This is a genomic window from Verrucomicrobiia bacterium, assembly GCA_036405135.1.
GTDB lineage: Bacteria > Verrucomicrobiota > Verrucomicrobiia > Limisphaerales > JAEYXS01 > JAEYXS01.
In genome coordinates, this window is sequence record DASWYF010000049.1 from 1 (window position 1) to 13,233 (window position 13,233).

General features: G+C 56.2%; 8 protein-coding genes. 6 read left to right on the plus strand and 2 right to left on the minus strand.

Annotated elements, in window-relative coordinates; all coding sequences use genetic code 11:
* The first annotated feature begins 610 nt into the window (after positions 1-610).
* From VGH19_23105 to VGH19_23125, 5 genes are read left to right on the plus strand one after another with little or no spacing between them, the layout of a single operon-like run.
* Positions 611-1,774 (plus strand): efflux RND transporter periplasmic adaptor subunit, encoded by a 1,164-nt coding sequence (locus VGH19_23105; GenBank protein ID HEY1174274.1) that lies wholly within the window; start codon positions 611-613, stop codon positions 1,772-1,774.
* 7 nt (positions 1,775-1,781) lie between these two features.
* Positions 1,782-2,507: an ABC transporter ATP-binding protein gene (locus VGH19_23110; GenBank protein ID HEY1174275.1), complete on the plus strand. Its 726-nt coding sequence runs from the start codon at positions 1,782-1,784 to the stop codon at positions 2,505-2,507.
* Positions 2,504-3,886 carry an ABC transporter permease gene (locus VGH19_23115; GenBank protein ID HEY1174276.1) on the plus strand — a complete coding sequence of 461 codons (1,383 nt, stop codon included), beginning with the start codon at positions 2,504-2,506 and terminating at the stop codon, positions 3,884-3,886. Before VGH19_23110 ends, VGH19_23115 begins: the two co-directional genes overlap by 4 nt.
* A complete protein-coding gene (locus tag VGH19_23120) occupies positions 3,886-5,241 on the plus strand; it encodes an ABC transporter permease (protein HEY1174277.1) in 1,356 nt (451 codons plus the stop codon). Before VGH19_23115 ends, VGH19_23120 begins: the two co-directional genes overlap by 1 nt.
* A gap of 58 nt (positions 5,242-5,299) precedes the next feature.
* Complete coding sequence (locus VGH19_23125) at positions 5,300-6,202, plus strand: TIGR01777 family oxidoreductase (protein HEY1174278.1); 903 nt, start codon at positions 5,300-5,302, stop codon at positions 6,200-6,202.
* A 9-nt stretch (positions 6,203-6,211) separates the two neighbouring features.
* Here VGH19_23125 and VGH19_23130 read toward each other — a convergent pair whose 3' ends face one another.
* Both VGH19_23130 and VGH19_23135 read right to left on the minus strand, forming a co-directional pair.
* Positions 6,212-8,176 carry a tetratricopeptide repeat protein gene (locus VGH19_23130; protein ID HEY1174279.1) on the minus strand — a complete coding sequence of 655 codons (1,965 nt, stop codon included), beginning with the start codon at positions 8,174-8,176 and terminating at the stop codon, positions 6,212-6,214.
* A 2-nt stretch (positions 8,177-8,178) separates the two neighbouring features.
* On the minus strand, positions 8,179-10,236 hold the full coding sequence (locus VGH19_23135) for a tetratricopeptide repeat protein (GenBank protein ID HEY1174280.1): 2,058 nt from the start codon (positions 10,234-10,236) through the stop codon (positions 8,179-8,181).
* A gap of 161 nt (positions 10,237-10,397) precedes the next feature.
* Between VGH19_23135 and VGH19_23140 the strand changes: the two genes are divergently transcribed.
* Positions 10,398-13,226 carry a DUF2339 domain-containing protein gene (locus VGH19_23140; protein HEY1174281.1) on the plus strand — a complete coding sequence of 943 codons (2,829 nt, stop codon included), beginning with the start codon at positions 10,398-10,400 and terminating at the stop codon, positions 13,224-13,226.
* Positions 13,227-13,233: the final 7 nt, after the last annotated feature.

Sequence of the window (13,233 nt, forward strand, 5' to 3'; positions counted from 1 at the left end):
AGGGGTCGGATGGTTTCATTGCTCTTTGACATAGTTCCTTATTAAGGAACGCAGAATTAAGAATGGTGAATGAAGAAAGGGGGCACCCTCATCCTCAATCCTTCTCCCGGCCGAAGTTCGGCTTCCAAGGGAGAAGGAAGATTAGGGAAAGTGCTCTGGTCAGCTTCAACATTCTTTAACTGCGTTTCTTTTTGAAGTGGCTGGCGAGGGTCGGATCTGGGAGGTGTGGACTTGGTGGCTAGAGTGCCGCAGGACAGGATGCCATTGAGAAGAGGGAGCATCGAACGGACGAGATGGGAAGGCCGCTTCGGGGGGATGTATGAATTATGAAGTATGAGGTATGAAAAGGGTAGGCCCGTAGTTGGCCGGGGTCACTTCGGACGTTGCTTGGTCCGGGGTGAAACCGGCTCACTTGGGGCGCACCCTGACATTGTTGTCTAATGGGAGGGTAGTTAGAGACGCGGTGGCGTCTGGGGTAGGACTGCCGGCAAGATTCCGGCAGCACATTTTGGGGCAGTGTCAGGGTGCGTCCTTGGGTATCAAGATTCTGCCTCATTCCTCATTTGCACTCCGCTTACCGGTCTTTTAGGATGTGCTTTCAATTTTTAGCATGAAGAATTTATTGATCATCGCCTTGCTGATAGGTGGGGGCGTCTGGGGTTACATGAAGTGGAAGGAAACCGCCGCCGCGCAGCAGGCCAAAGACCCGATCGCGAATCGGACGAAGACCGCGCCGGTGGAATCGCGCGACATCAGTTTCGCCATCAATGTGGCTGGGGAGATCGGACCGGCGGAGCAGGTTTCCGTGCGCCCGGAGATCAATGGCCGTATCCTGCAACTCCCGGTGGATATCGGTGATCGCGTGAAGAAGGGCGCTCTCCTGTTTGCCTTGGATGATAAGGACTTGCTCATCGAGATCGCCACGCGCGAGACGGACATCGAGGCCGCCAAGCTGCAACTGGATAAGGCCAAGCGTGATTTCGAACGTGAAGAGAAGCTCTATAAGGAAAAGCTCGTCTCCCAAGAGTTGTATGACAATGCCCGCACGGAGTTTGAGCTGGCGAAGAACAGCATTGAGAAGGCGGAACGTTCGCTGGAGTTGTCCAAGGATCGTTACTCGAAGTCGAAGATCATGGCGCCGTTCGATTGCACGGTGCTGACGAGGCCAGTGTCAGTCGGTCAGGCGGTGTCCGGCTCGGCGGGTTTCAATAGCGGCACGGAAGTGATGAGCATCGCGAACTTGAACGAGATGATCATCATCGCGCACGTCAATCAGGCGGACATCACGCGCATCAAGCCCGCCATGGAAGTGGATGTGAAGGTGGAGGCGGTGAGCGGCTTGAAGGTGAAGGGCAAAGTGAACCGCATCGCCCCGCAGGCGACGATCAAGAACAACATCAAGGGCTTCGAAGTGCGCGTGCTCATCACGGAGATCGAGGATCGCATCCAACCCGGCATGACGGCGAATCTGGCCATTCCCGTGGCTTCGGCGGCAGGGGTTCTGGCGGTTCCTTTACCAGCGGTGTTCTCGGAGCAGGGCGAGCGTTACGCCTATGTGGTGAAGGATAATGTGTTCGAGCAACGTCCGGTGCGTGTGGGCATCTCGGATTTCTTTTACGCGGAGATTTTGTCCGGCTTGCAGGTGGGTGAACTGGTCGCCTTGGAGCAACCGCCGACGGGTGCGGAAGTGAAGAGTGCAGGCATTGGCAAGGGCGACGAGAAGAAAAAGAAGGACGCCCCGGTAGCCGATAAAGCACCGAAGAGCGGAACCTAAGAGGCTTATGGCGCTCGTCGAACTTCGCAACGTCCGCAAGACTTATCGCATGGGCGATGAGACGATCCATGCGCTGGATGACATCACGGTGGACATCGCGCAGGGCGATTTCATGTCCATCATCGGCCCGTCAGGCAGTGGCAAGTCCACGCTGATGCACATCCTCGGTTGCTTGGATTCTCCGACCTCCGGAACGATTCAGCTCGATGGAGTAATGATTCACAATGCCTCGGCGCGGCAACTCGCAGGCATTCGCAATCGCAAGATCGGCTTCGTGTTCCAGTCGTTCAATCTGCTGCCGAAGCTTACTGTTTTGCAGAACGTGGAACTGCCGATGATCTATTCCGGCATCGGTGGCAAAGAACGGCGCGAGCGCGCGATGTCCGCGATGCAGAAGGTGGGCATCGACAACCGCTCGAAGCACCGGCCTTCGCAATTATCCGGTGGTCAGCAGCAACGTGTGGCGATCGCCCGTGCGCTGGTGAACGATCCGCGCATCATTTTCGCGGATGAGCCGACGGGTAACTTGGATTCGCACACGGGCGAGATCGTGCTGGATATGTTCCACAAGTTTCATGAAGAGGGCCGCACGATCATTTTAGTGACGCATGACCCGGAGATCGCGGCGGTGACGCCAAGGCGATTGGAGATCCGCGATGGTAAGATCGCGAAAGAGGTGGATCGCAAGCTGGCGGGCTTGGACCGCGTGCCGGTAACTCCTGCGCAGACGTGAACCTGGGAAATACTATCGCCACGGGCTTCCGTGAGATCTGGGCGCACAAGTTCCGCTCCCTGCTGACCATGCTGGGGATCATCTTGGGCGTCTCCAGTCTCGTGGCCATGTCCGCGATGGTGCAGGGCTTGGAGAAGGGTTTGCGGGAAGCGCTCGTCGCGATGGGCGGTTTGGAAAAGATTCGCGTGGAACAGAGCGAGGAATTGCCCGCGCATCAACGCCACATGGCGGATCGCGCTACGGGTGTGACGATGCATGATGTCTATGCGTTGAAGGCGAGTGCGCCCTTGGTGAACCAGATCGTGCCTTCGGTGGACATGTATGGCTTTCGCGGGAATAACGCGGTGACGTATAGGAACAAATCGGCGCGGCCGTTCATGTTCTCGGGCACATGGCCGGATGCTTTGGCATTGAACGAACATGTGGTGGAGCACGGGCGCATGTTCAATGAGTTGGAAGATGATGAGGCGCGTAGTGTGTGTGTGATCGGCACGGGCATTCGCGATCAACTGTTTGGTGATCCGGAAAAGGTCGGGCGAGAGATCAATCCGGTGGGTGAGATCGTGAATATCAATGGGCAACCGTTCACCATCATCGGTATGTTCCAGCATTACGAGAGCGAGCAGGCGCGCAAGGAGCGTGAACTCGCCAAGCTCGCGCCGCCTTCACCTAATGGCAAGAAAGCGGAGGCCTCGCGAGGCGGTGGTAATCGTTCGCGTGGTGGGCATTTCGTGTTCCGCTTGAAGAACAACACGGTTTACATCCCGCTCCGTACGATGCAGGTGAAGTTCCGTTCTGCTGCGGGAGTGGGTGGCACAGCGGATTATCGGCTGACAACATTGCAGATGAAGGTGCCAAATATTGAGTTGCTGGAGGCAGGGTTGCAGCAGGTGCGTAACGTGATGCTGATGACGCATAAGGGCATTGAAGATTTCACCTTCCGCACGCAAGAGGACACGGCAGCGGAGATCACGAAGACCATCCAGAATGCGCGGGCGAGCGGTGGCATCATCGCGGTCATCAGCCTCATCGTGGGCGGCATCGGCATCATGAACATCATGCTGGCGAGCATCTCGGAACGCATCCGCGAGATCGGCATTCGCAAGGCGATGGGCGCGACGACGATCGATGTGTTCGTGCAGATTCTGGTGGAGAGCATCGTGATCGCGGTTGTGGGTGGTGTGGCGGGCTTGTTCGCTTCTTACGGATTGGTCTATGCCATCGCCACGTTCACGCCTTCGGATAACTCACCGATCATCACCACGTCCGCGATGTTGATGGCCTTTGCCTGTAGCGCGGGTGTAGGTGTGTTAGCGGGATTGTTCCCGGCTTTCAAAGCATCACGCTTGCATCCGATCCAAGCCTTGAAATACGACTGATGAATCTATTTAACGCCATCGTCATCGGTTTGAAGGAGATCTGGGCGCACAAGTTCCGCTCGCTCCTGACGATGCTGGGTATTGTGCTTGGCGTGGCGAGTCTCGTCGCGATGGCCGCCGTGACGAAGGGCATGGAGAACGGCATGAAGGAGGCGCTCATCGCGATGGGCGGCCTCGATAAGGTGCTCGTGCGGGATGAAGACGTGCCGCTGTATCAGGAACATTTGAAAGACCAGGCGATCGGTCGCACGATCAAAGATGTCTATGCCCTGCGTCAAAGCGCGCCGCTGATCAAAGTAGTGTCGCCAGAGATGGAGTTGCGCGGCGCGGTTATTGGTGCGAATGGCAAGACGACGAATCCTTCCGAGTGCGTGGGCGTGTGGCCCGCAGTGCTGGAAATGAATCTCTTTGAAGTGGAGCATGGCCGCTTCTTCACGGACTTGGATGAAGAGAATGCGCACAATGTCTGTGTCATCGGCACAGGTATCCGTGATGCCATCTTCGGTTCACCGGAGCAGGCGGGGCATGAGATCAATCCGGTGGGGCAGGTCATCAATATTAATCGTATGCCGTTTGTGATCGTGGGCATGTTCGCTCATTACGAGAGCGAGCAGGCACGCAAGTTGCGTGAGTTGGAGAAGGACAAGCCGAAGGAGGAGGCGACTGGTCCGGCGCGTCAACACGGCTGGATGCGCAAGGAATGGGATGCTTTCTGGCGCAAGAACAACACTGTTTATATTCCACTCAATACGATGTGGGTGAAGTTCCGTTCCGCCTCTGGAACGGGTGGTTTGCCTGATCCGCGTCTCACGGACATGGATATCAAGGTGGCCGATCTCGAACTGATGGATGCCGCGCTCGCGCAAGCGCGCAATGTGATGCTGATGACACATAATGGCATTGAGGACTTCAGCTTCCGCACGCAGGAGAATCAGGTGGAGGACATCAACAAGCGCATCAAGAATGCGCGCATCAGTGGTGGCATTATCGCGGGCTTGAGTTTGCTGGTGGGCGGTATCGGCATCATGAACATCATGCTCGCGAGCATCAATGAGCGCATCCGCGAGATCGGTACATGCAAGGCTTTGGGCGCGACGAATGGCACGATCTTCATCCAGATCGTAGTGGAGAGCGTTTCGGTTTCGCTGCTGGGCGGCTTGGCGGGCATCGCCGCTTCCTATGGATTGGTCGAGATATTGACGATGCTATCGCCCACGGCGAATTCGCCAGTCATTACGATGGATACGATGACCATTGCCGTGGCGTTCAGTGCGGCGACCGGTGTGTTGGCGGGATTGTTCCCGGCGTTCAAGGCGTCGCGGCTGGATCCGATCCAAGCCTTGCGCTACGAATAGCAATAGAGGGAGTGTTTACCTTCCTTGCTGTTGGATGAAAGGTGGAGAATCTTAGCCCATGAAGATTTTGGTGAGTGGTGCCAGCGGGTTGCTGGGTAGCGAGCTTGTCCCCGCGTTGCGCGCGGCGGGACATGAGGTCGTGAGACTCGTTCGTGGTGGCAATGCTGGGGAGCCGAATTCGGTCGGTTGGGATCCGGACAGAGGACATATCGACGCCACTACCAAACTGCAAGGTGTGGATGGCATCATTCATCTGGCAGGTGAGAACATCGGTGAAGGCCGCTGGAGCAAGGAAAAGAAGCGCCTTATTTTGGAAAGCCGGGTGAACAGCACCAAGTTACTTGCGGAAACAGCTGTCAGACTAAGTCCTCGGCCCAAAATTTTTCTGTGTGCCTCGGCGATTGGTATCTATGGCAATCGTGGTGAAGAAACACTTACGGAAACGAGCACGCTAGGAGATGATTTCCTTGCGGAGGTGTGCAAGGACTGGGAATCCGCCACTGAGGCTGCGAAGGAAGCGGGCATCCGCGTGGTGAACTTGCGTTTCGGTGCGATTCTTACTCCAAAAGGCGGTGCGCTGGCGAAGATGTTGACGCCTTTTAAAGCAGGCATGGGTGGACCTGTAGGTGATGGTGAGCAGTATGTGAGCTGGATATCACTGCCTGATGCGGCAGGTGCTATTCTGCACACGCTTCAGCATGCTGAACTCTCAGGGCCAGTGAATATCGTGGCGCCGGATGCAGTAAAGAATCGTGATTTTGCGCATGCTTTGGGTGATGCGATCAATCGTCCGGCGAAAGTGCCCATCCCGGCTATCGCATTGAAATTTGCCTTCGGAGAAATGGCTGAGGCGACGGTGCTGGCGAGTCAGCGGGTGCAACCGCAAAAGCTGGTGGGCAATGGCTATTCATTCCGCCACCCGGACATCAGCACTGCATTTCGTGAGCTGCTCGCGGGATAGTGGCGGACTTCATTTATCCAATCCGGCGCGTTTCACTTCTGCTTCCAGCAGGTGCCGGATATCGGGGCGATTTTGCATCTGAGCCAGTTGATGGACCCGACCTGCGAGTGCCTTGGCTTCAGTCATCTTGCCTGTAGCGGTCAGTGAGTATAGCAATGCCATATTGGCCTCAACAAAGTTTGGTCTTAATGCGACCGCGCGCTGACAGATGGCGAGAGCTTCCTCTTTGCGGCCCAAATCCAGCAACAGTGTGCCCATGTTCACGTGGGCTTCGACGTTGAGCGGGTTCGCGATGATGGCGGATTGGTATAGCCGCAACGCATCATACTTGCGTCCGGCTTCTTCAAATGTGAGCGCCAGATTGTTCATGGCCTCGGTGTCATTCGGGTCGGATTTTAGCGCTTCCTGCAGTTCGTAAATGGCGCCGTTCAAATCGCCGGTTTCACGCAGTATGTTGCCGAGATTGCTATGAGCGGTGGCGAAGCCGGGGCTTGATTTCAAGGCCAGTCGATATTGCTCAATGGCCGCTTTGGGTTGCCCCAAGGACCGGTAGGCGAGTCCGAGATTGTTATGCAAAACAGCACGTCCGGGATGTGCCTGAAGCCCTTCGGTGATGACGGCCACAGCTTCTTCCATCCGGCCTTGCGCGATGAGTGTACTGCCGAGATTGTCGTAGCCGATGACGTTTCCGGGTGATGCGGCCAATGTGTGGCGAAAGAGGGTTTCGCTGTTACGCCAGTAGCTCAGTTGCGTATGGGTGAGGGTGATGTAGCACAGCAATGGCAACAGAACAGTCAGTGTCAGTCCAGTGCCACGCCAGCCTTTCTGCCGGGAAATTTGTTCTCCCGTCCAGATCACGGCGATCAGAACACCTATGCAGGCGACATAAGTATAGCGGTCCGCCATCGACTGGCCGCCAGATTGCACCACGCCGATCACGGGAAACAGGACACCAAGGAACCAGCACCAGCCTACCAGTTCCCAAGGCTGAGTTTTGCGCCGTCTGAAAACAAAAAAACTCAGTCCGATGACCATGATCAAAGCGATGATTACCAGCCCCCAAGGCCATTGACCAGGATGAGGATAGAAGACAACGAGGTCTTGTGGCCAGACGAGTTTGCCAAGATATCGGACATAGCTGACCACGGCATTGCCGAGCCGCTCGATCATGCCGATTTGGCCAGTGGTGCGGATGATGCCGCCCAGGCTTTGCATCTTCCATGTGAGCACTGCGAGCAAACCTGAGAGCGCGAACAAAGGCAGCTTCTCCACGAGCAGCTTCCGCAAGATGGGCCAATGTTTTTTCCATTGCTCCTTTCCATCAAAAACCTCCACGGGCAGACGCTTCAGCGGCCAGATATCCAGCAGAAGCAAGACGCAGGGCAGGGTGACGATGGTGGGCTTGGTCAAGATACCTAAGGCAAAGGTGAAAAAAAGCAGCGCATAATTCTTTCCGTCTGTTTTTGTGGCATAGCGATGATAGGCAAGCAAGGTGAGCACCCAGAAGAGGCCATACATGGTGTCCTTGCGTTCAGCCACCCACGCGATGGATTCAACACGCAGTGGATGCCAGGCGAATAACGCAGTCACTATCAGAGAACGCCAGTAGCTTCCTGTCATCGAACGCAGCAAAACAAACAGCAACGCTGTACACAGGCCGTGATAAACTACGTTCATCATCTGGTGTGCGCCGGCATTCAAACCGAAAAGAGTGATGTCCAGTTGGTGCGAGATGGTCGTGAGCGGATGCCACATGTAGGCGTGGTGTCCGGTGAAGGCGGCTTGGATGCCGTCCCAGCTCAATCCGTTCAGAACCAGAGGGCTTTCGGTGATGTAGATCGGATCGTCGTAGTTCGTGAATTCATTATGACGGACGGGAGAGAAGAGCAGCAGTGTCAGCAGAAAAAGAATCAGCGGCGTCAACCGCTTCCATGAAGGAATGGCTGCAGATTCGATTTTCTTTTCAGCCCGCATGGTCAGGGCGCTTGCCGCCAGGGTTTGCCTTCTTGATAGCTCTTTAGATGTTTTTCCATCGTTTCCAGCAAGAGGGTGTCTCCGGCGGCCCGCGAGATTTCTAAGGCGCGTTTGATGATGTTGATCGCCTCGGCAAACTGGCCGCATTCGGCATGGGCAGCAGCCAGTGCGTCCAGAGCCACCAAGTCATTCGGCCCCGTGATCTGCAAGACGCGAGCACCCAGCTTCACAGCTTCGGGGCCTTTCCGATAGCGTGCCTCGGGATGGGTCGCCAACAGCCAGGTGAGGTGGATGAGCGCATCGGATGCGTCGGGTGACAGTTGCGCAGCTTTCATCCATTCGACGGTGCCTTCTTCAACGCGTCCCAAGCGCACAAGGGCCCGACCGAGATTGAAGTGCGCTTCAGAGTTCTCCGGTTGCCTTTGGATGGCTTCACGGAAGTTGGCCTCGGCTTCGTTCAGGCGGCCTTGATCCAGCAGTATGAGACCGAGGTTGTTCCGCGCGCCGGAGTGATCTGGACGGAGTCTCAACACCTGACGGAACTGTTCAAGGGATTCATTACGTTTTTCCTCCAGGTAGAATATGTTGCCCAGATTCATCCGTGCCTCGACGTTGGCCGGGTTCAACTCTATGGCGGTGATGAAATGTTCCCGGGCTTCGACGATCTTCTTTGTTTTGAGCAGGGCGAGGCCGTAGTTGAGGTGGACATCTTCACGGTTGGGCCGCAGCTTCAATACGGCTTCGTAATGAGGCAGTGCTTCAGTTGGGCGGTCTTGCTGCATCAACTCCGCAGCCAGATTGTAGTGAGCGATCGGATTGTCTCGGGTCACTTTCAAGGCGTGTTGGAAAAGCGTGATGGAATTCTGCCAAACCATGAGCTGTTGTTTCGTCAAGACGATGCAGGCGACCAAGGAGACGCCCGCGATGCCAGCGACTATCTTTCGATGTCCGACATTGGCCCGCACCCACCCATCGGCACCAAAGGCGATAGCGGTGAAGATACCGATCAATGGCAGGTAAGTGTAGCGGTCTGCGAAGGCATGTGTACCGACTTTTACCAAGCCCAAAACCGGCAACAGCATGATGATGAACCATGCGAAGCCGATGAGCCAGAAAGGGGATTGCTTGCGCTGCACGAAACACCACGCACCCAAGCCGGTCACGAGTATGGCAGCCATCATCGCTTGTGCCGCAGGGATGTCAGCCGGAGGATAATAAACAGCCAGGCCGCGGGGATAAAAGGTGAGCTCCAGATAGCGCAGGATCGAGACCATCGCATTCTTTGCCCGAAAATCGAAGCCCCATTGTTCTTCCGAGCGCACGGCGCTGCCCAGGATCGCAGGAACCAGCGTGAGCAATACTGCGATGATCATGATCGCGTAAAACGGCCACTTCTCCCAAAACAGTTTGCGCCACTCTACGAGGTCTAATTTACCGCCAATGCTCACGCGTTTAAGCGGCCAGATGTCCAGCAGCAGCAGAACCAGCGGCACTGTGACCAGCATGGTCTTGGACATCAGCCCCAGCACCAAGGCAGCAAATGTCAGCCAATACCAGCGGCGATCTTTGCTTTTTACGTAATGGGCATACGCGAGCAGTATCAGTGCAAAGAAAAATCCGCTCAGGACGTCTTTGCGTTCGGCGATCCAGGCTACGGATTCCACATGCAATGGGTGCCAGGCAAACCATGCGGCGACGATGCCGCTGGGCCATGGCCGATCCGTCATCTCCAGCAGGGCATAAAATAGTATCATGGCGGCTGCCAGATGGATGAGCAGGCTCATGATATGGTGGCCGGAGGGATTCAAGCCGAACAGGGAAACATCGAGCATGTGGGACATCCAAGTGATAGGATGCCAGAAAATATCGGAGCTGCCGGTGAATGCCCAGACGAGGCCTTTTACAGTCAGACCTTCTTTCACGATCTCGTTCTGGGTCACGTGCAAATCATCATCGTAATTGACGAAATCGAACTTTCCCAAGGGCAGGAAGAGCAACAGGGTGATGAGACCCAGAAAGAGGGCGATACCACGGGTCACATTTTGATTGTTCGGCTGCATGCTGTCGCTGTCTTAGGTACGCGAGACAGGGGGCGGGGTGAAGTCAAAAGCGTCATCGGTTTTATCAATGTCGCCAGATTTATTATCAATTCACGCAAAAAAGACCGGAGGACCTAGGCTGATTGGCGAAACAGATTTGTGTGCTTAGAGAAAGGCCGGCCATGAAACCGATGCATCGAGCTGAGTTGTTACGACTGCGGGATGACCATGAACGTCTCCGGCGTGAAGTGGATCGCTATGGGGTGCGGCTCGAGACCTTTGAGGCGCAATTGCAGATGGAGTCAGAGCCAGCAGTCGAACCGGTGATGCCGATGGAGCCTGAGCCGATGCCCGTTCTGCCGCCGCCTTTGCCGGAGATGCCTCAAGTGAGGGAGGAGGTTCTTCAGCGTGTCACCAAGCAGATTGAGGAGCCGAAATATGAGCCCAAGCTTGTTCCTCCTCCTCCGGTCACTCCGTCGGCAGCAGCACCTGCTCCGGTGGAAGGTGGTAATTTCGAGATGAAGCTGGCGACGTATTGGTTCGTGCGCCTGGGCGTGGTGATGCTGCTGACGGGATTGGCTTTCTTCGGTTATTACGCTTATCAGAATTACATCCCGCACCTTGGACCGGCGGGTAAATTGGGGCTGATCTATTTTGCGGGGATAGGGTTGTTGTTCGGCGGGCATTGGTGCCAGCGAGATCGGAGTAATGACAAGCTCACGAACTTCGGGCATGTGCTGTTCGCGGGCGGGTTGGCGACAGTCTATTTCGGCACGTACGCGGCGCATCACATCGAGTATTTGCGGGTGATCTCCAGTGTGTTTGTAGATGGGATATTGTTGCTGGCGTGGGCACTGGTGGTGTTCTGGCTGGCTGACCGGAAGAAGTCCGAGGTGATGGCATTGTTCGCCATCGGGCTTTCGTATTACACCTCCGGCGTGACGCAGGTGGGGATGTTCACGCTGGTTTCCAATCTCATCCTGACACTCGCTGCCGTGGGCTTTTTCCTGCGTAACCGCTGGGTGACGCTTTCATTCATCGGCATGGTGGGGACGTATGCTGGTTACGCGTTCTGGCGGTTTTATTACAATGGCGGGTGGGTGGTGGATCATCTGCCGCAGCCGCAGATCGGGTATGGCGTGGCTTTCTTGGCGTGCTACTGGGCGGCCTTTTGCGCGGCAGGATTCGTAAGCCGTTCAGAAGCGTTGGTGAAGACGGGGCGGGCGACGTTCCTCTCGTTGAACAATGCGGCTTTCTTCGGTCTCACGACATTGAGTTTCTGGAGCAGTCATAATGACCGGTTCTGGTTGTTCTCTTTGAGCTTTGGTGTGGTATTACTGGCACTATCCGCTTTGGCGGCAAGATTGTTTAAGGAGGAGGAAGAAGTTGGCCACACGCTCCTGACGCAAGGGCTGCTGCTGGTGACGCTGGGCATCATCGTGAAGTTCAGTGGTATGTCGCTTGCAGTGTTGCTGGCGGCGGAGAGCGTGGTTTTGTTGGTCACGGGCTATCGCCTGAACTTGGTGATCTTGCGCATCGGTGCGTATATCACGGCGACGTTGAGCCTGTTCCATTGCCTGCCGCACATCGCGGCTTTCAATGTGCCGGACTTGATCAAAGCGGTGGGTGTGGGTGGGGCGATGCTCTTCTGCGGCTGCTGGACGCAACGGCAATTGAAACAGCAGGAGGATACAGAGGCGGATGGACGATTGTTCTTCTGGTCGGCGGCCACGTGGCTGCTCGGTTTGGTCGCGACGTGGCAAAATGTTGATGCCACGCAACGGCCCATCATCTTCGCGCTACTGTCATTGTTATTGGTGCATCTGCATCCGGTGCTGCGGTTGAAGGAGCTGACGATCATGGGGCAATTGTATCTGGTGCTGGGGCAGCTTATCTGGCTGGAGGCTTACTTGTCGCATGATGTGTTGCCGGGCTGGTTGCTGGCCTCGCTGATCGGTTGCACAGTGTGGATGGGGCATTGGTGGCAGCATCAGACACGGCTGAAAGTGCGCATCGGCACGGCGAATGTCTTTCAAGGGTTGCTCGCGCTCATGCTGATCATCATCGGCGTGGTGTGGGTGCAGAGTGAATTCGCACTGGCTCCACGCATCGTGTGGACGGCGGCCTTGGCGGTGGGCATCACAGTGTATGCTCTGGTGACCCGCTGGACGAAGCTCGCGGTCTTTGCACAAGCCTTCGTCTTCCTGCAAGCTGGCCAATTCGCCTTGGCCCTGACGATGAAAGACATCGGGTCCGTGCATAACCTGCTGCCGATCGCGGTGCTGCTGGCGTTCGCGATCGGCGCGTATCTGCTGGCAGGTGTGATGGGGAGAGATGACCGGCGCGAAGCGCGTGGTGGATTGCTCTCGCTGGCGTATATCTATTACACGATGGCGGCTTTGATGAGCCTGCTGTGGGTGCATCAATACTTGGTGCCGGAGAAGTGGTTCTGGGTACAGGCGTTGCTGGGTGCCGCAGTGTTCGCGGTGGGGATGTGGCGGCAGGACAAAGCACTGCTCTATGTGAGCCTGCTGTTCACGGTGTTTGGGCTGTTCGATTTCTGGCGTCCGGGTGGCACGCCGGTGATTCATTGGCCAAACCTGCTGGCGATTGCGTTGCTGTTCATGCAGCAACAGGCGCTTGATCGCCTGAGCGAGAAGCCGGAGGAGACGCGCGGCTTGGGCACGTTCTTCATCACGACGGCGGGCTTGAGCCTGTGGTTTTATCTTTACCGTTGGCTATCCCTGAACGCCGCTGGGTTTTACATCACGGCCGGTTGGGCGGCGCTGGCGTTTGTGTTCCTTATCGTTGGCTTGGCTGTGCAAGATCGCCGTTATCGCTGGCTGGGGCTGGTGATACTGGCGTGTGCCATCGGGCGGGCGATGCTGATCGATGTGTGGCGATTGGCGACGATCTATCGCGTGCTGAGCTTCATGGCGCTGGGTGTGGTGCTGATCGTGCTGGGATACATCTACACGCGGTATCAGGAGAAGATCAAAAAGTGGCTGTAGAAAAGGG

Bases quoted from the DNA above. Each gene is read 5' to 3' on its own strand.
- VGH19_23105 (HEY1174274.1), top strand. From the start codon at position 611: ATGAAGAATTTATTGATCATCGCCTTGCTGATAGGTGGGGGCGTCTGG.
- VGH19_23110 (HEY1174275.1), top strand. From the start codon at position 1,782: ATGGCGCTCGTCGAACTTCGCAACGTCCGCAAGACTTATCGCATGGGC.
- VGH19_23120 (HEY1174277.1), top strand. From the start codon at position 3,886: ATGAATCTATTTAACGCCATCGTCATCGGTTTGAAGGAGATCTGGGCG.
- VGH19_23125 (HEY1174278.1), top strand. From the start codon at position 5,300: ATGAAGATTTTGGTGAGTGGTGCCAGCGGGTTGCTGGGTAGCGAGCTT.
- VGH19_23130 (HEY1174279.1), bottom strand. From the start codon at position 8,176: ATGCGGGCTGAAAAGAAAATCGAATCTGCAGCCATTCCTTCATGGAAG.
- VGH19_23135 (HEY1174280.1), bottom strand. From the start codon at position 10,236: ATGCAGCCGAACAATCAAAATGTGACCCGTGGTATCGCCCTCTTTCTG.
- VGH19_23140 (HEY1174281.1), top strand. From the start codon at position 10,398: ATGAAACCGATGCATCGAGCTGAGTTGTTACGACTGCGGGATGACCAT.